The 20779-nt window shown below is 64.6% G+C and carries 22 protein-coding genes; all 22 read right to left on the bottom strand.

Going from position 1 to position 20779, the window contains the following annotated elements:
* Positions 1-8: 8 nt before the first annotated feature.
* The gene (locus ACK1U9_RS02220) at positions 9-215 is read right to left on the bottom strand and encodes a tail protein X (RefSeq protein WP_181381590.1); all 207 of its coding nucleotides are present in this window, start codon (positions 213-215) and stop codon (positions 9-11) included.
* Positions 190-1035 (bottom strand): phage tail protein, encoded by an 846-nt coding sequence (locus ACK1U9_RS02215; protein WP_449109671.1) that lies wholly within the window; start codon positions 1033-1035, stop codon positions 190-192. Before ACK1U9_RS02215 ends, ACK1U9_RS02220 begins: the two co-directional genes overlap by 26 nt.
* A gap of 9 nt (positions 1036-1044) precedes the next feature.
* Positions 1045-4092, bottom strand: a complete 3048-nt coding sequence (locus ACK1U9_RS02210; protein ID WP_449109670.1) for a phage tail tape measure protein — start codon at positions 4090-4092, stop codon at positions 1045-1047.
* A 126-nt stretch (positions 4093-4218) separates the two neighbouring features.
* Positions 4219-4518, bottom strand: a complete 300-nt coding sequence (locus ACK1U9_RS02205) for a phage tail assembly protein (protein ID WP_085720037.1) — start codon at positions 4516-4518, stop codon at positions 4219-4221.
* Positions 4519-4550: 32 nt separating this feature from the next.
* Entirely contained in the window at positions 4551-5060 is a 510-nt protein-coding gene (locus ACK1U9_RS02200) for a phage major tail tube protein (RefSeq protein ID WP_449109669.1), read from the bottom strand.
* Positions 5061-5072: 12 nt separating this feature from the next.
* On the bottom strand, positions 5073-6251 hold the full coding sequence (locus ACK1U9_RS02195; protein WP_449109668.1) for a phage tail sheath subtilisin-like domain-containing protein: 1179 nt from the start codon (positions 6249-6251) through the stop codon (positions 5073-5075).
* 82 nt (positions 6252-6333) lie between these two features.
* Positions 6334-6921 carry a tail fiber assembly protein gene (locus ACK1U9_RS02190; protein WP_247846122.1) on the bottom strand — a complete coding sequence of 196 codons (588 nt, stop codon included), beginning with the start codon at positions 6919-6921 and terminating at the stop codon, positions 6334-6336.
* A 10-nt stretch (positions 6922-6931) separates the two neighbouring features.
* Positions 6932-10117 carry a phage tail-collar fiber domain-containing protein gene (locus tag ACK1U9_RS02185; RefSeq protein WP_449109667.1) on the bottom strand — a complete coding sequence of 1062 codons (3186 nt, stop codon included), beginning with the start codon at positions 10115-10117 and terminating at the stop codon, positions 6932-6934.
* Positions 10110-10718, bottom strand: coding sequence for a phage tail protein I (locus ACK1U9_RS02180; RefSeq protein ID WP_108481771.1), 609 nt, complete (start codon positions 10716-10718; stop codon positions 10110-10112). Before ACK1U9_RS02180 ends, ACK1U9_RS02185 begins: the two co-directional genes overlap by 8 nt.
* On the bottom strand, positions 10718-11599 hold the full coding sequence (locus ACK1U9_RS02175; RefSeq protein ID WP_449109666.1) for a baseplate assembly protein: 882 nt from the start codon (positions 11597-11599) through the stop codon (positions 10718-10720). Before ACK1U9_RS02175 ends, ACK1U9_RS02180 begins: the two co-directional genes overlap by 1 nt.
* Entirely contained in the window at positions 11596-11922 is a 327-nt protein-coding gene (locus ACK1U9_RS02170; protein ID WP_449109665.1) for a GPW/gp25 family protein, read from the bottom strand. Before ACK1U9_RS02170 ends, ACK1U9_RS02175 begins: the two co-directional genes overlap by 4 nt.
* A gap of 4 nt (positions 11923-11926) precedes the next feature.
* Positions 11927-12136, bottom strand: coding sequence for a hypothetical protein (locus ACK1U9_RS02165; RefSeq protein WP_449109664.1), 210 nt, complete (start codon positions 12134-12136; stop codon positions 11927-11929).
* Positions 12137-12193: 57 nt separating this feature from the next.
* Positions 12194-12496 (bottom strand): hypothetical protein, encoded by a 303-nt coding sequence (locus tag ACK1U9_RS02160; protein WP_449109663.1) that lies wholly within the window; start codon positions 12494-12496, stop codon positions 12194-12196.
* Positions 12497-12503: 7 nt separating this feature from the next.
* Positions 12504-13064: a phage baseplate assembly protein V gene (locus ACK1U9_RS02155; protein ID WP_449109662.1), complete on the bottom strand. Its 561-nt coding sequence runs from the start codon at positions 13062-13064 to the stop codon at positions 12504-12506.
* Complete coding sequence (locus tag ACK1U9_RS02150) at positions 13061-13624, bottom strand: hypothetical protein (protein ID WP_449109661.1); 564 nt, start codon at positions 13622-13624, stop codon at positions 13061-13063. Before ACK1U9_RS02150 ends, ACK1U9_RS02155 begins: the two co-directional genes overlap by 4 nt.
* Positions 13599-13949: a head-tail joining protein gene (locus tag ACK1U9_RS02145; RefSeq protein ID WP_256573557.1), complete on the bottom strand. Its 351-nt coding sequence runs from the start codon at positions 13947-13949 to the stop codon at positions 13599-13601. Before ACK1U9_RS02145 ends, ACK1U9_RS02150 begins: the two co-directional genes overlap by 26 nt.
* Before the next feature lie 35 nt (positions 13950-13984).
* The gene (locus ACK1U9_RS02140; protein ID WP_085720006.1) at positions 13985-14299 is read right to left on the bottom strand and encodes a DUF2190 family protein; all 315 of its coding nucleotides are present in this window, start codon (positions 14297-14299) and stop codon (positions 13985-13987) included.
* Between the two features lie 66 nt (positions 14300-14365).
* Positions 14366-16450, bottom strand: a complete 2085-nt coding sequence (locus ACK1U9_RS02135) for a ClpP-like prohead protease/major capsid protein fusion protein (protein WP_247846131.1) — start codon at positions 16448-16450, stop codon at positions 14366-14368.
* Positions 16380-17930 (bottom strand): phage portal protein, encoded by a 1551-nt coding sequence (locus ACK1U9_RS02130; RefSeq protein ID WP_449109660.1) that lies wholly within the window; start codon positions 17928-17930, stop codon positions 16380-16382. The genes ACK1U9_RS02135 and ACK1U9_RS02130 overlap by 71 nt, the downstream gene beginning before the upstream one ends.
* Positions 17927-18157 carry a primosomal replication protein PriB/PriC domain protein gene (locus ACK1U9_RS02125; protein WP_449109659.1) on the bottom strand — a complete coding sequence of 77 codons (231 nt, stop codon included), beginning with the start codon at positions 18155-18157 and terminating at the stop codon, positions 17927-17929. Before ACK1U9_RS02125 ends, ACK1U9_RS02130 begins: the two co-directional genes overlap by 4 nt.
* Positions 18145-20193 carry a phage terminase large subunit family protein gene (locus ACK1U9_RS02120; RefSeq protein ID WP_449109678.1) on the bottom strand — a complete coding sequence of 683 codons (2049 nt, stop codon included), beginning with the start codon at positions 20191-20193 and terminating at the stop codon, positions 18145-18147. The genes ACK1U9_RS02125 and ACK1U9_RS02120 overlap by 13 nt, the downstream gene beginning before the upstream one ends.
* A complete protein-coding gene (locus ACK1U9_RS02115; RefSeq protein WP_449109658.1) occupies positions 20177-20722 on the bottom strand; it encodes a terminase small subunit in 546 nt (181 codons plus the stop codon). The genes ACK1U9_RS02120 and ACK1U9_RS02115 overlap by 17 nt, the downstream gene beginning before the upstream one ends.
* Positions 20723-20779: the final 57 nt, after the last annotated feature.

Here is a 20779-nt window from a genome sequence, read left to right as displayed (position 1 = left end):
ACGCGGGATCAATCCCACAAGGTGACTTGCTCGGTCTCGGCCACTGTCAGGTCGGGCAGGTAGATCAGCACGCCGGCGCGATACGGCTGCGCCTCCTCGGCCAGGCCCTGATTGGCCTGCAACACCGCCTCGACAGTACCCACCAGGGTGCCGTAGTAGGCGTGGCACAGGCTGTCGAGCAGGTCGCCCTCAGACGTTCTGCATGTCATTGCCATAGGCGACAAACTCCAGGTTAAAGCCCTGCTTGCGCGGGATGCCGCCGGGCAGCAGCGCCCCCTGCTCCTCGTCCACGCTCAACAGGCACCAGGTACCCAGCACCTCCCCATAACCCGTGGTCAGGGTCAGCGGCTGCAGGCGTCGGCCGATGCTGCGCAACTCGTTCAGCTGGCCGATGCCGCCCCGGAACAGCGGGAAGATTGCGCCCTTGATCGTCAGCCGGTCCTCCCCCTGCCCCACTGCCTGCTGCGCGATTTCGCGCGTCAGGCGCTCCTGCCCAGCCCAGCGGAACGCGGTTTTGCGTGTCAGCTCGTCAAAGGCGGCCGTGTCCAGGTTGAAGTGGTAGGGCTTAAGCTTCGGGTCTTGCGGCTGGATGATCAGCAGATGCGGGAACGGCTTCACCGCCTCGGCCGCCGGCGTCATGTCGGCGCCCAGCGCACTGCTCGGAAAGATATTGCCCAGGCTTGGGCTGAGCTTCCCGGCCATGCGATTGATCGCCGCCCCCGCCTTGGACGCCTGTTCCTTGAGCGTGCCCAGGCGCTCCTGTACCTGCGAGGCCGCCGAAACGGCCTGGCTGTACTTCGCCGCCACCTGCCCCACTGCGGACTGGGCCGCATTGATCTGCCGCATGGTGCGCTGCAACTTTTCACCCACCATCGGGCCAACGATCGGCAGGCTTTCCAGCTCCGAGGCGGCGCCCGTCATGTCACGGACGGCCCCATTCAACGGGCCTAGCATGCCGTCGAGGCTGGTACGGCCGGCCTGGCCAGCCGCCACCAGAGACGACAGCGTCGACCCCATCAGTTCCATGTAGGCCATGGCACCTCCTTAAGCGACATCCGCCGCATCAAACAAGCTAACCGAGGCCTGGCGGGCCGCCGCCTCGCGCAGGAACCCGTCAAACATCACGCGCAGCGCCTGCTCGGCTTCGCGCACGATCTGATTGGGGTCTTTCACATCACCATGCACGGTAATGGGCATGACCGGCGCGAAGGTAAACGACTGGTCGACCTTCGCCGGCTCGGGCTTGGTCTTCTCGACAGCCTTGGTCGCCACCGGGAGGGCCGCCGCCGGCTGCGCCGAGGCCACCAGGGAGCGCACCACATCGCCCATGGCGCCAGGCTCGCCGCCACCCTTGACCACCTGCGAAACCACCGGGGCAATCGAGGGCGGCAGCTGCGGCACCTTCTGCAGCTCGCGCACAGCCATGCCGAGCGCCTGGGTCTGATCCACTGGCGGCGGCTCAGGGCGTGGCTTGGCGGGCTTGGCATCCAGCGTCAAGGTCGGGGCGAAGTCCTCGCCCAGGCCCGCGCCGATACCACCGAACCCACCCACGCCATCGAACAGATCGCGCTGGGCGGACTTCGGCAGCTTGGCGTAGGCCTGCTCGACCTCGGCGTCAGTCATCTGGTCGATCGGCTTGGACGGCGCGGCCGGCCGGGTGGTGACCGCCGCCGGCGCGAGGTCCTTGACCACCGGTGCCGGCATCGCACCCGCAACCGGCAGGGCCGGCACAGACGCGGGCTCATTGACCGTCGGCGCCGCTGGTTCGGCGCTTGCCACCTGATCCGACTCGGGCTTTTCCTCACCGAACCATTTTTTGCCCAGCCAGCCGCCGACGGATTCGCCGCCCAGGCCGCCCAGTGCCGCGCCAATGGCGCCGCCCACGGCCGTACCAATGACCGGCACAACCGAGCCAATCGCCGCACCCGCCATCGCACCCGCCATCGCGCCGGCCATACCACCGGCCACGCCGCCGTAACCCTCGGCCTTTTCGTCCTGGGTTTGAGCGTTCAGCGCCACATCGAGCACGCCCGGTACCGCATCGAGCAGCTGCCCGCCCGGCAGCTTGCCGGCCATCTTCGTGACGCCGCGCACGTTGCGCACCATGCGCCCGAGGTTGTTGGCACCGCCGGCGCTACCGGCACCGGCGAACGCGGCAACGCCCGCCACCGGCGCAGCGCTCGGCGCCACCGGCGCGCGGCGTGCATCGGCCATGGTTCCCGCACGCCGCCGGCGACGACGGCGCGCACGGCGGCTACCAGGCTCTGCGGGGGCTGAATTGGCCGCTGCGCCTCCCATCCGGCCGATGGCATCGGCATTGACCACAAACACGCGCAGCGGCTCGCTGCCGACGCCTGGGGCCGGGTCATTGCTGGCCGGCGCGCCAAACACCTTGCCCAGCACGCCCACGCCGGCATCGAGCACGCGGTTGCCGGTCTTGGGTAGCGCCGCCTCAGCCGGGGCCTCATCAAGTTTGCCGCCGCGTCGAGCGCTCCAGGCGCGGCCGCGCGCGACGTTGAACGCGCCCCGTGCGACCCTGGCACTGTTGCGGGCCGCCAGCAAACCGCTGATGCCTGCCGCCAACCCTGCCAGCCCCATGATCACCGCCGGAAACTTGTCCGACAGCGTGGTGATGCCCTGGGCCACCGCCGTCAGCCCTTTCGCCGCCATGTCGGTGGCCGGGCGGATGGCATCGCCAATGCTGCGCATGGCGTCGTCGACCGCCTGGAAGGTCTCAGCCCAGGCCTGTTTAGAGGTCTCGCGGCGCTCGGCCAGGTTCTTATCCAGAATGCCCGTCGCCTTCTGCGAATCGGCTTTCAGGTCGGCATACAGCCCCCGGTTTTGCGCATAGGCGGTCAGCGCCGCCTTGACCTGCATGTCAGCGAACAGGTCGCCAGTGCGCAGGGTCTTCTCCAGGGCCTCCAGCGCCGCCCTGGCCTTCTCCGGGTCAACTTCCTTGTCGATGTTGGCCTGGGCCTCTTTCATCTTCTTGGCTTTCGCCGGGTCTGTCGCTTCGACGTACTTCATGGCCAGGTCCATGGAAGACTCGATAACGTTCATGCCCTTCTGCAGGCCGGTATTCAGCGAGGCCTGGTAGTCGATGCCTGCATCCTTGTAGGCCTTGACCACATCGCTGGAACCGATCTTCTCCATCCAGTTCTTGAAGTTGTTCGCCGCTTCATCCGAACTGCCGGCGGTCTTCATCTGCACCTGCAGCATCGCGCCCAGGGACGCGACCGAATCCATGCCGGTGATGCCGTTCTTTTCCATGCCGGCGAGCAATTGCGGGAACCACTTGGCCATGTCGCTGGCCTCGAAGCTGCCCGCCTGGCCCTGGTAGGCGATGGCCTCCAGCGCCTGCTCCATGACCTTGGGATCGCTGATCTTGGCGTTTTGCTGCAGCGCCATGATCATGCTGGCCGTGTCGACGCCCGAGGCGCCTTGGCCGACTGCGAACTTGGCCGCCGTCGGCGCGTAGGCCATGGCCTTGTCCAGCTCCATGCCGGCGCCGACCAGCTGGTTGATCAGGTCAGCCACATCATTGCGGCCCATGCCAGTGTCTTTGGCCGTCTGAATCACGGTGCGGCTGAGCTGCACTTCTTCGGGCTTGTTGACCGCATCGGCCTTGATCGCAATGTCGCGGATGATCGCCTGATAGTCGGCGCTGATCTTGGTCGGCACGGCCGCCAGGCCCACGCCCACAGCGGCGGCGGCCGCGTTGGACTTGAGCCCCGAGCGGCCGGTGTCGATTTGCTGGTGCCCCTTGAGCTGCAGGTCGGCGCCTTTCGCCTCGCGGGCCAGGCGCTGATATTCGCGGCTCAGGCGGCCGACCTCGACGCCCTGCTTGCGCAGCGAATCCAGGTTGCCATTGAGCTTGCGCAGCAGCTTGTCGGCGCCGGCGGCGCCGGCGTCGTGCGCCCGCTTCCACTCGGCCTGCAGCTTCATGGTTTCGCCAATGGTGCTCTTGAGCACCTTGGCCTTGTTGCCCTTCTGCTCGAGCTTGGAAATGCGCCCTTCGACGTTCTTGAACGCGGCGCCGACCGACGATGCGACGGCACCCCCGATCACCAGGGCTAGCTGCATTTTTGCCATCGGTTACCCCCTGCTCAGTCCGAGAGCCACCACAGCATGTCCGCGAAGGACATGCCGGATATCTCAGCGGCCGAGAAATTCAGCTCCTTGGCCAGCCGCTTGGCCAGCCGCTTCTGCGTGGCCGCATCAAACGTCGTCGTCTTGCACCAGGCGAAAATACGCGATCTGCAGACGGGTGTAGTCCTTGAGGTCCATGCCCTCCAGGTCCTTGGCGCTAACCTCGGCCAGCGAAGCGAACAGGTTCAGCTCGCGCTGTTCGTCATCGTCGCCTGCGCCCCGCTGCGCCACGCGAACGTCGCGCACGGTCGGCGAGCGCATGGTGATGGTGTCGACCATCACGCTGTTCAGTTCGGCTGGCTTGCTCAGCGTTACGGTAACGCGGTCGGCCGACAGGCTCAGCCAGGCCGGGGTTTTCTTGGTAGTCATGCGGGTACGTCCTTAAATTCGAGGAAAGGGGGTTACAGGCCGAGCGCGGCGCGCTGCTCGGCCAGCTGGTCGACGCCATCAATGACGCGCTTCATGCCCAGGGCGTCGATTTCGTAGACCAGGCGGTTGTCGACCTCCAGCTTGTAGTAGGTCAGGCTGACGGCGTGCTTGATCTCGGCCTTGTCGCCGGCCTTCCAGTCGCCCATGTCGACCTCTTTGAGACTGCCGCGCAGGGTGACGATCACCGGGGTGATTCGGCCCTTGAGTCCCTTGAAGGCGCCCCGGAACACGCCGTTGAAGGCGGTACCGTCGGCCAAGCCAAAGAACTTCAGCGACTCGCGGCGCACGCCGGTAGTGGTGAAACTGGCCTCCTGCTTCTCCATGCCCTGGTCCATCTCAATCGGCATATCCATGCCGCCGGGACGGTGCTCCTCCATCTTGAGGGTGAGCTTGGGCAGGGTCAGGCTGGGAACATCACCCTGAAAGCTGATGCCGTCCACGAACAGGTTCATGTTGGCCAGGGTTTCGGGAATCATTGCCATGTAAAACGCTCCTTATGCCGCCGAGTCGATAACTTCGGTCAGCCATTGATTGGTAACTTCGACGCGGAAATTCGGGTTCTCCGCCGGCGGCACATCGGTGAAACGGATGTTCCAATACACCTTGCCCTGCTCCAGCTGGCTGGCGGTGTTCAGCTCGGTGTCCGCGTACACCTCGAAATTGATGATTGCGCCCTGGTTCTTGAGGTCGCGCATGAAGGCCTGCAGCCCTTCGGTCACATCCTTGACGTAAGTCGCGGTAATCGAGCGGTCGACCGCCCACTTGTGGCCGTACTGGATCGCGTCCATGACGATATCCATGGTCCGCACGCGGGTGACGAAGGCCCATTTAGGATCGCTCGACAGCGTGCGGTTGCCCCACAGGCGGTAGCCGTCATCGCGAATGATGGTCGCGATCTTGGCGTTGTTGAGCAGGTTGGCCCGGCAGGTCTCGTCGCCGTCCAGGTACTCCACCGAGCGGGTGGTGCCGGTGACCCCGACATATTCCTTGTTCGATGGCGATGCCCAAAAACCGTATTCGGCATCGGTCCAGGCGAACAGGCCGGCAGTCCAGGCCGACGCCGGCGCATCCACCGTGGCGGAATCGATGGTGTCCCAGTACTTGACGCCCGGATCGACCATGAACGCGCGCCGAGCACCGAACTCGGCGGCGTAGGCCTGGGCGGCCTCGTCGGTAGTGCCAGGGCCGTCGAGGATGGCGAGACCGCGCAGCTTGTCAGCCAGGCCCACCAGCGCGGTACCCACCGCCAGGGTGGAGCTGTGCTTGGGCGCCACCAACAGCCGCGGCTTGGCGTTGAAGCGGCTTTTACCATCGAGCAGCGCCTGCAGGCCGGTACGGGTGCCATCGGCCAGCACACCGCCGATGATCGCGGAGGTCTGCGCGGCCGCATCCTCCACCTTGGTCACGCCACAGGCGACGATCACCGCCTTGGCACGGGTGTAGATCGCCTGGCAGGCCTTGGCGATGGCCGAGCCAGCACCAAAGGCGGCGATAGCCTCGCGCTCGCTGGTGATGAGCACCAGTTCGTTTGCCTTGGCGGTTGGGGTGCTATCTACACCAGGGCCGGGGGTGAAGGTGTCGACCAGGCCAATGATCGAGGTCGACGGGATGGCGATGGTGCGCGCGCCGTTGTCGACGTTCGTTACGGTAACGCCGTGAAAGAATCCAGCCATGTTTACTCCAGATGTGAAAAGGCCCCGCAAAGCAGGGCCAGGTGGTACAGCGGAAAAGAAAACGCCCCGTCAGTGCGGGGCGTCAGTCATCGACCGGGGCGTCTTCGGGGCTCGGCGGCCAATCGACAGCCATGGGGAAGCCTTCTTGCTGCTCGATTCGGCCGAGGTCGACGCGGTAATGCTTCCAGGCGAGTAACAGCGCTTGCTCGGCCTCGGTGGCGCGCCCCAGCTCCACAGCATCCAGCAGCGGCGCGATACGCACACTGGCCACCGCCAGGCGCTCGTCGCGGGCCGTCAGCACCTCTTGCCGGCGCCCCTCCCGCTGGGCCGCTGTATCCAACAGCCAATCCTCGCCGGTCCAGGTGTAATAGCGCCCTGGGCAAGGCGTCAGGGTCAGCTCGTCAGGCAGCGGCCCGAGCGCCGAATAGGTCAGGGCTTCGCCGGTGGCCTTCACGTACACCGGGCCCCGGTGGTCTTCGACCAGCTCCCAAGCGGTCTGGTCGGCATTGCGCACAATCGCAAACCCGGCGACCGGCTCGGGCGGCGCATCGAGGTAGGCGCGCGCCGGAATCAGCCAGTTGTCGGGCACCCGTGGGTCAGGATCAGGCACGCCGGTGCCGCACAGCTCCCAGGTAACGGGGGCCGCGTGATAGATAGTTGGAGCGTCCATAGGATTCTCGTCAGAATTTGATATAGGCCATCAAGGCCACGTTTCGGCCGCGCGTCTCGCTGCCACCGCTTGCGCTGATCTGCAGGGTGTGGGAGTGCGCGCCCGCTGTATCGGAAGTGCCGTAGATGCTGTGGGAGTGGTCACCGCCACCAAACCCACCGTCAATCACGCCAGGGCTCGCACCCGGCGCGCTGACCGCCGGCCGCGAGCCGGCGATATCGTTCAGGCCCATATTCATCGTGTGGCTGTGCGAACCGCTGGAAGTCGTGGAGCCTGTCACCGTGTGCGCGTGCGCGCCTTGCGTGTCAGTAGTACCGGCGTGGGTGTGCGACGCGTACAGGTGGTTCTGCCAGCTACCCAGCACTCGCCCTGGGTCAACACCTCGGCCATCGTCCAAGCCTCGGACGAATTCGCCGCGTATGTCTGGCACGTTGAACGTGGTCGTGCCATTGCCAGCCCCGTAGGTGGTACCGATGGCGGCGAACAGCTCCGGGTAGGCCGTCCGGCTCACCGCAGCGCCGTTTGCCTTGATGTACCCGCGCGGTGCGGCGGCACCAGCAAAGAAACTGATTTCCCCAGGCTGGACACCCTCCTGAATGACGACGTTTCGAACGAACGCCGTACTTGCCAGCTGCCCGTTATTGGTCGTTGTCGGCGCAGTCGGGCAGGTTGGCACGCCGCTAAATGCCGGACTGACCAAAGGTGCCAGTTCCACAGGTACTCGCCATGTGCCGTCACCGTTACCGGCCCGTAAGAAAACGCGGTCCGTGTAAGGAATGTTGGCAATCTCAAACCCCCGATCATTGCTGTATACCATCCGCATCACGAAGGCATAGGCAGGGTAGGGAGAAATGCCGGTCGGGTAGTAATAATTGCCCGCCGGCCAGGCCGACAGTTCTTCGGTTGTGGCCGGCACGGACCCCGTCACTCCCCCTCCCAGCCCATATTGGCTCAGGGTATTGCGCAGGTGCTGCAGGTTCACCAGGCCCAGCGCATTGCCACCCAGGCCCAACGTCGGCGCCGTCGGCGTTCCGGTGAACGCCGGACTTGCCAGCGGCGCCTTGGTCGCCAGCTGGTTGGTCATGGTGGTGGCAAAGTTCGGGTCGTTGGCCAATGCGTTGGCCAGCTCGCGCAACGTGTCCAGCGCCCCTGGCGACGAATCGACCAGGGTGGCTATCGCGTCCTGTACAAACTCGGTGGTGGCCAGCTGCTTCGACTTGGTCCCCTTGAGCGCAGTGGGCGCCGTAGGCGCCCCGGAAAACGTCGGGCTATCCAGGGTGGCCACATCGTTCCAAGCTTGCCAAATGTTCGCCGTGCGTCGACGCCACATCAGCCGATCCGAGCCTCCCGGAAACAGCAATTGGAAACCAATTGACCCGAGAATCTTGTGTATCAATACGCCACCAGCGCCGCTAAAGGGCAGATTGAGCGTCGAGCTGTTCACGTAGTACATGCCCGCCGGCACGGTGGCGTCGTCAAAGTCCGGCATGGTCATGCCGAGACCCACCCCACCCAGGCCCAACTGATTCAACAGGCCATAAACGAACGCCGTGTTGGCCAGCTGCTGGCTGTTGTTGGCCAGCGGTGCCGTTGGCCCCTTCGGCGCGCCCGTAAAGACCGGCGAATCCAACCGGCTCAGCTCTGACCACGCCGACCAGTTGCCGGCGTAGCATGTCCGGAGAAACATGCGGTTAGTGGGCCGGTACAGCGTGTACAACTGAGTAACGATGCCGGCGGTAGCAGCCTGCACCAGCAACGTGCCGGCGTCAGCTTCCGGGTAGTTCAGCTCAAGCGATGTTTGAGCGCTCAGCGGCTGGCCATACGAACCCGGCGTCACCACGTTGTTCAGGTTGGTGCCGTTCGGAAGATTGGAGCCCATGACGCCGCCCGCGCCCCACCCAGTGCCACCCAGCAACGACTGCGCAAACTGGGTCGTTGCCAGGGTCGTGTCGTTGACCGTCAGCGCTTGCGTGGGCGCCTTGGGCGACCCGGTAAAGGTCGGGCTGGCCAGCGGCGCCTTGGCCGCCAAGGCATTGGTCATGGTGGTGGCAAAGTTCGGGTCGTCACCAATTGCCGCCGCCAGTTCGTTCAGGGTATCCAGGGCGCCCGGCGCCGCTGCGACCAGGGCCGCCAGAGCGGTCTGCACGAACGCGGTATTGGCGATCTGCTGGGAGCTGTTACCCGTAGGCGCCGTCGGCGCTGTCGGCACCCCGCTCAGCGCCGGGCTGGCCAGCGGCGCCTTGGCCGCCAAAGCGCTGTCGACTTCCGTCTTGGTGTACACATCGGTCAGGCCGTAACCCGCCACCGTGGTCGGGTTGGTGGCACCTACGACACGCCCGTACTTGTCGACCGTCACGCTGCGGAAGGTGCCGGCAGTCACGCCGGTGCGACCAAACGCCATGTCGAAAGTCAGCCCCGAAACCCCCAGGCTGATCAGCGCGTCGGTGACCAACTGCCATGCACTGTCACCGTTGACCGTGCCTTTCTCGACCAGCACCAGCAGCCCCGGCGTTACCTTGGCGCTGGTGTCGGCATCCTTGGTGCGGGTCCAGGTGCCGGTCGACACCTCGTAGAGACCATTGTCCTTGGCCACTGTCTGGTTCTTCACCAGTACCCGGTTGCCGGCCAGCAGCGACACCCCGTCAATGGTCTGCAGGCCAGTCAGCGCGATGTTGGCGGTGGTGGCCACGACCACCGAATGCTTGAAGTCCTGGCGGGCCAGTTCCTCGGTCACCCATTCGCGGGTGCCCAGCACAACGCTGGGGTCGATTTTCAGCTGCACGTTACTGGAGCTGCTGACGATCAGGCTCATGCGCACCACCTGGGTGCGGCCCGAGCCCTGGCTTAGCAGCGGCTTGTAGGTCGGTGCGCAGTTGGCCACCGCGACCAGATCGCCGTCGGCATCGTACAGGCCAATCTCGCGAATCCACTTACCGCCCACCTCGGCCGGTATGACCTGCTCGGCCACAATGATTGCCGAATCAGTGTCATCGACTTTCAACTGGTTCAGCGGCGCGCGGCGCCATTCGTTGATCAGCTTCGTCTGCGTGGCATTGGGGGTCGGGTCGGTGCCGTTGGCATCCCCCACGCCCATTTGTGTGATTTTCCAAGCGATGCCCAGGGCATCGGCGTTGGCCTGTTTCGCCGCGCCCACGTTCGTGAGGATGGCGTAAAACTGGGAGTTTTGATCAACCATTTGCAATGTCCAAGGTGTCAATGGTGTGTTCGCGGCCGCCTCGGCCAATGCGGCCGGTGACCTCGATATCGCGCTGTGCCAGCGGGTAAACGTCGAGAACGTCGCCCTCCGTCAGCCGGCCGCCGACATAGAAACCGCCGGCCGTCTCCAGGCTGATCGCCAGGGCCGTCATGTGGCGGGAAACGGGCCGGGCGTCATCCAAAAGCGCCGTCAGTTCCTTGTAAGTGCCTTCGTCAATGCCCGCGTCGGAGACGCCGACCTTCAAGGCGAAGGTGCCAGGAACCCCCTCGGGAACCATGTTCCACCACTCGACCACCTCAATCAGGTAGCCGAACGGCTCGACCACGCGGCGCAGCGCGCCGATGGTTCCCTTGTGCGAGTGGATGTAGAACGACGACCGAATGACCGAGCGCTTTACCGCCTCTGACCACCGGTCGTCCCAGCGGTCGACCGACCACGCCCAGGCCAGCAGGTACAGCATTTCGGCCGGGCAGGTGTCGGGGTTGTAGAGGCGGCGCAGCATGGTCGCCAGGTCTTCCTCGGCGGCCGCGTCTATGGCGGCCTCCAGGGGCGTGCGGTTGTGCGGCAACAAACTGGCCATCACTCACCCCGCTCGACGGTAAACCCCGAGCACCAGGCCGCTTGGGCCTTGGTCGGCCTGATATCCGTCCAGCCCGCCAGCTCCACGCGCCCAACCCCGTCGAGATGCAGCTGGGCATCAACCGCCGAACGTGACACCTCCACCCCCAGCCGGCGGCGGGGGTTGATCCATGCAGCCAGGCGCGCCCTGCACTCAGCCAGTACGCCCTCGCTTTCCGGTCCGGTGCTGGCCATGTACAGCTTGGCGTCGATCCGATACGGCAAGATTTGAGCGCCCTGCACCACCAGCCTATCGGCCACCGGACGCACATCGTCGTCATTCAGGTAGGCGGCCACCGTTGTCAGCAGCTCGGCCGAGGCCGTGCCGTCACCTTCCAGGGCCAGCACCGTCACCTCGACCACCGCCGGCGACGGGCTTTCTGCCGTGGCGTCAGCCACCAGGCCGGACGCGTTGCGCGCATGCAGGATGTAACTGTTACGGGGGCCGGCCGTGGTCAGCCCCTCATAGACCAGCTGCACCCGCTCGCGCAAGGCGTCATCCGCCTCGAGCACTTTGGCTTGCGGCGGCACTGCCGTCAGGTCCTCGGCCTGGACCACCAGGCGCGACAGGTTGACGTTGGCCGCCAGCTGGTCGAGGTCGGCCCCCACGGCATAGGCCAGCATCAGCGCCTTGGCCGCGTCGTTGACGCGAGAGCGGTTGAGCAGCTTGCGGTAAGCCCCGACCTCCAGCAGCTTGGTCACCGGGTCGCTCTCCAGGGGCGCGCTCCAGTTGTCGCCCATGTGCGCCCGGAAGGTCGCTAGGTCGGCCTGATACAGCTCCTCATAATCCAGGTCTTCCAGCACCTGCGGCGCTGGCAACTGGGATAGGTCGATTGCGCTCATGCACTCACCTCAAATACAACGCTGTCACCGAGATAGGCGCCCGACAGCGACAGCGTGATTTGCCCGCCGACCACCGCCACCACACGCACGCGCTCCAGCTTCAAGCGCGGCTCCCAGCGCCCCAGGGCGCGCGCCACCTCGGCCTGCACTGAGCTTTTCCAACCGTCGTTAACCGGCAGGTCGACGTAACGGCGCAGGTTGCTGCCGTATTCCGGGCGCATGCGCCGGCTACCGACAGGCGTGGTCAGAATGTCCTCAATGGACTGTTTCAGGTGGGCAACGCCGGAAAGCGGCTGCCCGGTGCGACGATCCAGCCCGATCATGGCCTTACTCCGCCGGCGGCAGGCGCTCGAAGTCGGCGTGCGCTTCCAGGTAGGCCAGCGCCTCGGCGTCGGTCTCCTCGATCTGCAGCTTGCCAGCGGCCACACTCAGCTGCCGCTCACCCACGATCAGTACGCGGGAAGTGAAAACGGTGTCGCGGTAGGTCACCGACGCCGGCGAGCGGGGCTCGGCGTCCGTGGGTTTCTTGGTAGCCATAGGCCCTCCAGAAATGACAAAGCCCGCAAAAGCGGGCTTTAGGGGTGGATGGTGGGGTTACAGGGTCGCCGCCCGGCCACCGTTCAGCGCGCTCTTGAGCGTGCTGGCCAGCACCTCGGGATCGACGCTGCCCGATATGTTCAGCGTGACCTGCGGCGCCGCCTGTTTACGCGTGAAACCGCCGTGCGAAAGGGCCATACACATACCCTCGGCCATTTCGGCCGGCTCGATGTTGGCCATTACGCGCTCCCAGGCTTGGCGCATGCGAAAGCGGTCATACACCTGGTCAATTTGCTGCTCGATCAGCTTGGCCACCGTGAAGCGGTCAGGCTTCGCCGGCAGCGTTTCAAGTTGGCTCATGACGTTCTCAGTGCTTGTGATTGGCCGTGTTACCGGCCGTGTCGATGATTCGGGCGCCACCGTTGATATCGCCCGTTACTAGTAACGTGCCATTGATGGTGACGGGACCGTTGATGGTGACCGCGCCGGACTGGGCGACAATCGCGTTATCCGTAACGACCACCTCGCTGCCGCCGACCTTGACCTTGGCCGTGCCGCTGGGGAGCGTGATGGTGTAGCTTTTGGCCTGCCAGTCGTAGACCAGCGAGCCGCCATCTTCGAAGCGCCACACCTCGACATGGTCGCGGTTATCCGGCGGCGCGCCGGCGTTGCCGTACAGGCCTGGCACGAATGTGCCTTGAGCAGGCTCGCCGCTCGGACTGACCAGCGCGCCCTGCTCGCCCATGCTTGGCGCACGCCAGTGGCGAGCCTTTCCGGCGGCCAGGGCATGCCAGCGCACCCAGGCGCTGGTCCAGTCGCCACCATCGGAAACGCGCACCCGGGCGGCCGCCAGGTCGACGCCCACCACATAGCAAGGAATCACCAGGCCGGCCAATATGCGGTCGTGCTGTCCTGCCACGTAGCTCATTCCAGGGCCTCCGGTGTCTGGTATTGATGTTCGCTGCCCGGGCCGCTGTCGGGATCGAAGGCGAACAGCAACGTGCCCGGCGGCTGATTCTCCCAAGGCCAAGTGGTGTCACCCAGGTAAACGTCCTGCTGCCACTGCAACGCCCAGCCGACACACCGCACCAGCTCGGGCACCGCCTCGGCCGGCATGGCCTCGACGTTCTCGACGCCGCCGACAAAGTCGAGGTCCCAATACTGGTCATCGAGCAGTTGCATGACCTTGGCCGCCAGAATGGCTGCCTGCAGCGGCGCTAGCGCCCGGCTGGACTCCAGCAGCACCACCGCCTCGAACGTCACCTTGATGCACAACCGGCCATCGCCAGGCTTGATGCCTGGGGCAAAGTTCGTCGCCGCGTACAGCAGCGCCGGCAGCTTCATGCCCTCTTTAATCTTCGGGTAGGCCTCGACCACCTGGAACAGCGGCAAGCGCTCCCGCATGGTCGCGGTCATTACGTCGTGCAGCTCTTTCAACTCGCTAGGGATCACCGGCGGGTCGTCAGAAGATATCGGCGGTTCGTGCATGCTCTTGCTCCAGTACCAGGGCGACCATGCCGTCGCCGGTTGGCTCATGGCGCACCACCGTATAGCGACCGCCACCCTCGGCCGGCGGTAGCTCGATGGTCAGCGCCTCCCCCTCAGGCAAGCGCTGGGCAACATCAGCCAGCACCGAGAAACGCGGCTCGCCCAGCTCGGCCGCGTCGACCTGGGTAGCCAGGCCGCGACCCTTGCCGCCACTCTTGCCGCCAAACTGCGGATCAAGAAACGGGTTGTCGAAGGTGCCCATGATCGCGGTACCGCCCTCCAAGGTCGCGCGGTCGCCCACACGATCAAGGATTCGGGCACTCATTACGGCCATGCGCTCGCGAAAGCTCGGCCTGCGCATCACTGCACAATCAACACATCGGCGAAGCCGTCGACGGTGTCGCTCAACAGCTTGCCGTAGGGCAGCGAGTCGGCGGTGCCATCAGCGACCAACACCCCAGCCAGCACGCTGACCTTGGCGCCGGCCTTGAGACCTGCAGTCGACGGCACGCGCCAGGCATCGCAGGTGCGATAGGTAATGAGGGTGTCTTTCGGGCCGCTCTGCAGCGGAATCACTGCCAGGGCGCCGATCACCTGGGGCACACCCGCGACCGAGCCACCGGTGGGCGCCCGCAAGGTGATGCTGCTGCCGGTGCTGACATAGTTCTTGGCCATGGCCATTTTCTCCTGTCCAGAAACAACAAACCCCGCCTAAGCGGGGTGTTTGAGTGGGGTCTGCGGTTACGCGCCGACAGACTTGTTGAGGCCGCGAGAATCCAGCGCGGCAACGCCGGCGTCGATCCGCACCTTGGTGGCCACGCCGTCGACGGTGAAGCCTTCTTGCTGCTCCATGTACGGCTTGTCGACGCCATCCAGGTAGGAGACTTCGATAGTGTCGCGGCCTTGCGCGGCGGCCAGATACCACGACTTCGCGTTGTCGTCGTCCAGCCGCGGCTCAGCGATCACCTCGGCGAAATTGCGGATCGGGTTATCAACGCCGGCGTTTACGTCGGCGCCTGGTACCGAGGCCGAGCGGATCAGCTGCTTGGCCTTGTCTTCCAGGGCCACCGGGCACAGCAGGAAGGCTGGGCGAATGTTCAGGGTGCGGGCCTTGCCACCTTCAACCTGCGATTTCTGCAGCGCCATGGCGTTCTTGGCGGCAATCATCGCCTCGATCGACAGCGCCGAGCCGGCGCCAGTGAACAGGTTCTTGCGGGTTGCATCGAACAGCGGCTTGTTGTCGCTCATCTTGGCATTGGTGGTCAGCACCGCGTAGACCAGGTCACCGATGGTGCCGCGCGCAGCCAGCCCCATGTTGTAGGGAATGGTGCTCAGCAGGTCGAGGTCATCGTTGATGATCGCCTGGCGGGTGATCGAGAACAGCTCGCCGTAGGTGGCCAGGCTGATGGTCTCGCCACGGTCGCCGGTGGTGATGTACTGGTACTCGGCACCTGGGCGAACCTCACGCAGGGACGGGAAGGCCCCCATGCCGACACGCTTGGCGACGCGGAAATCGCTCAGGCGACCACGGCGGGTCCACTGGTCGAACGTCTCGGGCGCCTCGTCCCAGCCGGCCAACACCGACACGGCGGCGGTGTCGATCAGGATATTGCCAAAGTCGCTGGTGTCGTGGGTGAAGGCCAGGCCAACCATCTGCATCGGGTTGAGCGAGGCGGTCAAAATGCCACGGTCATTCAGCGAAGCACGGGCCAGCTCGCGCAGGCTCATGTGGTTGTAGGCGTTGTCGGCCTCGTTGGCCGCATGGCCGATACGCCCCGCCAGGGCGGCCCGCACCGAGTCACCGACCAGGTTGCCGTTGGTAATGTGGCCATGCTGGCCAGGCACTTGGCTGCCGGTCGGAGTGGTCGACTTGCCCATGTGGGCCAGCAGCTTGGCGTTGGCCGACTCCACGGTGCAGCTGGTGTCGTTCAGGCACTCGTCGCGCAGCGCTACAGAGCCCTCGACACTGGCGAACATGGCGAACGCGGCGGTGATCGCGGTGCGGCGAGTAGCGTCAGCGGCCAGCACGCGCGCCTGAATCTGTTCGGGGGTTTCGTTCGCCGGCGGCTGGGTCGGCTGGTTGACCGGCGGGGTCGGCTGGTTCACCGGCGCCGGTGGCTGGGTCTGACCGCGCGGGGCGAACATCGGTTGTGCAGCGGTGGGCATGTTGGTGTACTCCTGCATGCGTTGAGAGTTGAGTGCGGCGAAGGCTTCCAGGGCCCCCACCAATTCATCGGCAAAGCCCAGCTCGACAGCCTCAGCCCCGGTCATCCAGGTCTCAGCAGAGAGCAGCGACTTGATTTCGTCGGCGGTCTTGCCGGTCTTGTTGGTGTATGCCGCCACCAGGGAATCCTCGACCTTGTCGAGCAAGTCGGCGTAACGGCGCATTTCGTCAGCGTCACCGCCCTGGATGCCCCAGGGCTTGTGCACCATGATCATGGCGTTTTCGGGAATGCGAATAACGTCGGCGGCCATCAGGATCACGCTGCCCATGGAAGCGGCCAGGCCGTCCACGGTGCCCTCCACGCGCGCCGGGTGGTTGCGCAGGAGGTTGTACATGGCCATGCCCTCGAACACATCGCCACCGGGGGAATGCACATGCAAATTGATCTGTGACACGTCACCGAGGGCTTTCAGATCGCGGGCGAACTGGTTAGCCGAGATACCCCAGGCGCCAATCTCGCCGTACAGCATCAGGTCGACCACGCCGCGCTGGCTCGATGCGCGCAGCGTGTACCAGGTCTGTGCAGCCGGGTCAGCCGTCGTCGCCACTGCCGCGCGCGGCCCCAGTACGGGCGGCCTTTCCCGCCTTCTTCGTTTGCTCATTGGGTTGGTTTCTCCCGTAATACTCGTGGTAGGCATCCGAACTGAACACCAGATCGTTTGCCCGGTTGTCGGCAATCTCGGACTTGCGAGACGCCTTAAGCTCGGACGGGTTGCGGCCACGCGAACGGGCCATTTCCGACTCGTCGGCGCCGCCGATCTTGATCAGCGTTTCCCAGGCATCAGCCTCATGCACCGGGTTGATCCACGGCATCACAGGCCCCTGATAGAACGCGCCGTAGATGGTCCGGGGGTCCACATCTGCCGGCACCCTGAGCTGGCCACTCAGAATCGCCATGCGCAGCCAGTTGCGGTACACCCGGCGGCACCAGTAGTCGATGAACTCATGCTGCAGCAGGTCGTAACCCAGCTGGCCCTCCACTAGTTCCTGGCGTTGAGCCGAATAGGTGCCGTCGTAGCTGCGTGCCACGCTGGAATATGTGCCACGCGTACCGGCCGCCACCGCCTTGAGCTGTCCGTTGCGGAACCCCTCAAGGAACGGGTTAGGCCGGTTACTTTCGATCATCCCAACGTCTTCACCCGGCAACAGGGTGTCGACCACTACGCCAGGCGCAATGGGGAAGGTCCGCTCGGTCCGCGTCTCGCCGGGACCGGCGGGCACATAGTCGTCCGGCGTGCCCTTCTTGATGTACATGGCCAGCGCCGCACTGATCCGCGCCGCCACCCGCTCACTTTCCTCGTAGTCCTTGATATCCGCCAGGCGGATCAGGACCGCGTGGAGCAGCGGCTGGCCACGGCTCTGACCAATGCGCTTGCGGTAGGCAACGTGAATCACCTGCTCGGCCGGCACGCGCTTGGTGTTTTGCGCCAGGCCGCCGCGAAGGCCGGCGGGGTGCCCCTTGTACAGGTGGTAAGCCAGCACGCGGCGCCACCCGTTGCGCTCAATGCCCTGGACAATGCCCTTGGAATCGTCGGTGTACTCGATGGGCAGATAATCCGCCTCCAGCAGCTCCAGGGCATAGGGCACACCGTGCAGGTGCTGGTAGTTCGGCACTTTGCCCATCAGTTCCTGGGCAAGCGCCTCGCCATCGCGCAGCCAGCTGCGGCACACCAGGCGCTCCATCTGCGGCCGCGTCAGCTCGCCCGAAGCCTCGGGCTTAAGCGACCACTCCCCCCACAGCGCATTGATGGCGGCGGCGAACTCACGGTGCACCGTGCCATCCAGGTGCAGCGGGATCGGCTCAACCGCAATGCCGGAACCGCCCACCACACGCTCCTCCAGGCGATCAAACAGCCCGGTGACAATGTCGTGGTCTTCGTCCAGCTTGCGGCACTGCTCACGCATCGACTTGAGCGTGTGATTCAGTGATCGGTCAGCGCTGCCGGTCTGCTTCTTGGCCTTGTGAGTCCGGGTGGGCTTGGCGGCTTCAAACGCCATGATCACGCTTCGCGCGTGCATCCTAGTCAGCGCCGTCTTGGGAAAAAACGGCGCAATGGCCTTGTCGATCAGCTCCCCAATCATTGGAACGTCGCCAGGGCGAAGCCCGGACGCCCCCCGCGCGCCTGGGCCGCTGCTCGGCGCTCCCAGTACAGTCGGCCGTCACGAATCTGATTCAGCTCGGCATACACGAAACGGCGACCATTTAGGGTCACATCCTTTCCGCCTGCCACCAGGTCGGCCTCGGCCTGCATGTACAGCGCGACCATATGTTGGGGGGTCAAGATTTCTACGGCATTTACGTCAGCCATCCGCTTGCTCCTGTTTTAACCCAGCCGCCGGCGGCAGGCTGGTGGTCTGGTTGCGGCGCCACCGGCGCCGGCGACGGCGGCAGTGCCGGCGCTGGTGGTTCGTCCGGCTCGGCCGTTGGTGGTGGTTCTGCTGGCACCTCCCAAACCCCGGTTTCCGGGTTCTGGCTGGCCAGCAGGTCGAGGTCGAGACCGAAACGCTCCTGACTGATGCGCAGCGCCGCCAGGGCGTACACCAGGCAATCGAGCGCCTCGTTTCGTTTCTTGCTGGCATCCCAGCGCAACACGCGCCGCCCTTTCACCAGCACCCATTTCTTGGTCTCGCTGGTCAGCTGCTTAAGCTCATCGTCGTCGCAGATCGAATCGTCGGCCGGGAAGTGGATTAGGCCCGGTACCGGACGATTGCCGTCCGGCTGCAGCTTGAGGCGGTTGTAAATGACCTCTTTGGCGTTGTCGGTACCAACCTCGGTCAGGTAGGTCTTCGACTTCTTGTCCTTCTTGCGCGGGAAGTTGGCGATGGGCTTGCCGTAGGTGCTGGCCCCGAAAATCGGGATCACCCAGTGCAGACCGTGCTTGCGACTTTGCGCCCGCACCGTCTCCGAATGGTGGCCGCCGGAGTCCCAGCACCACCGCAGAACGCCCATTTTGGTGCCGTCGGCGCGGGTAAACTGTCGATGCAGTTCCAACCCGACTTGTCGCAGCAGCTCGGCACTGGCCGGATCGCCCGTCAACACCCGACGGTAAACCAGCCACTTTTCCTCGTCCTTGCCGAACGCCCACACCCGAAGCTCGTAACGGTCGTCTTGAGTGTCGACACCACCCGTCAGCACCAAGGCACGCGCCGGCACCTGGGCCGCATAGACCTCGCGACGGTCGCGCAGCTGTTCCCAGTCGACTTTCTCGGCCAGGTTTTCCTCCCACACCTCGCCTAGCGTGGTGTTGACGAAGGTTTTCAGCTTGCCCCGGTCGTTGCCGACCTTGACGAAGTCGGTCGCGATATCGACCCAAGTGGTAAAGGTCGAATAGCCCGTCCACACACTGAATGTCACTGAGCGCGGCGTTACGGTCGGCGCTCGATCAGCGTCGAACCACTCCATGCTGTCGCGCGTCCAGATGCCCGAGCGGTCGCAGACCCAGCGGCCGGTTTCCTCGGCCGCCGTGACCATTTCGTGATACTCGAACGTACCGCCCTGGCAATGCGGGCACAGATACCAGGCAGCTTCGACTTCATGACGGTCATTGAGCCGCCACTTGATGCCAAACGGCTCGTCTTTGCCGCCCCACGCCAGTACCAGCTCGTTGCCGCAGCACGGCGCCTTGATGTTGAACCGCAGGTCATGCGGCGACTCAATGGCGGCACGGGTGATCTGGCACTTCTCGGCCTCGGTCGGCGTTGAGCCCCTGATTGACTTCTTGAAGGTGGCACCCTCCAGGCGCTTGTCGCCAAGGAACGTCGGCGCACCCTCGCCCTCGATATCCTCGTCGAACTTCGACAGCTCGTCGTAAATGACGGTGTCCGGGCTCTTCTCCCGATAGTTGCGCGCCGCCTTGCCACCCAGGCACCACAGCATTTTGCGGTTGGAGAAACACTTGGCCTCCAGGGTGTTATCGCGGTGCTTCATGCCGTACCAGGGCGCCAGATCGAGGACCACCGGAACGTCACGAACCATGCCCTCAATGTGGCGCTTCATGACGCCCTCGGCGTCACCCTCGGTCGGGCAGTACATCAGCACGTTGCGTTTCTTGTGCTGGATCAGATAGCCAATGAATGCCATCAGCATCTTTGTGTAACCGAGACGGGCCGATTTCACGAAGTTGACTTCACGGATCAGGTCATTGCCCATCGCATTGAGAATGGCCACCTGAAACGGCGCCGTTGTCCATCGCCCCTCCTGATAGGAGGACTCCGACGACAAGTAGAAATGCTTATCCGCCCATTCCACGACAGTCATGGGCGGCTCTTTGTACAACGCCGACAGCCCGACCTTGATTGCGTCGGCTAACGGCGTCAGCCATGGTGGGTCAGCCTCCGTCGTCATCCAAGGCGGAAATGAACTCATTCAGAATCTCCGGCAAGCGCTCGTTCAGCTTCGCCGTTTCGTTACGTGTAACGGCTACCTCTCGTTGCAATGCTTCAAGGTGCCGCGGCTCGATGTCGGGGTGCTTGCGCTTGACCTTGGTATGCACGGTGTCGAGGGTCGAACCGATCAAGTTGGTGATCCGGCTCAGGGCGAACGTCACGAAATCGACCGGCACCAGGTGGCGCCGCTTGACCTCGTTTCGCATGGCTTGGGCGTCGGCCTGCTCCCTGGTTAGGCGCAGGCGCTCCTGCAGCAACCGCTGCTCGGCGAGCGGATCGATGTCATCGAGGCCAAGTTGTTGTTTCCCGCTCTGGTGATTCAGCCGGTTATCCAGCACTGATCGGGTGTCGTAAAACGACTCACGACCGATCTTTGCAACCGGCTCGACGCCCCATTTATCAAAGGCCTGGACCGAAATACCAAGGCTTTCGGCCATGCTTTTCTTGTTCAGCCAGTACGGCTTGCGAGTAATCGTTGAGATGGCCATAGACGAAACAACAACCAACCTCCAAGTTTGGGTCATACATAGCGAAAAGGCGGGGCC

The organism is Pseudomonas sp. XP1 (assembly GCF_053557675.1).
This window is presented reverse-complemented; position numbering and strand designations above follow the sequence as displayed.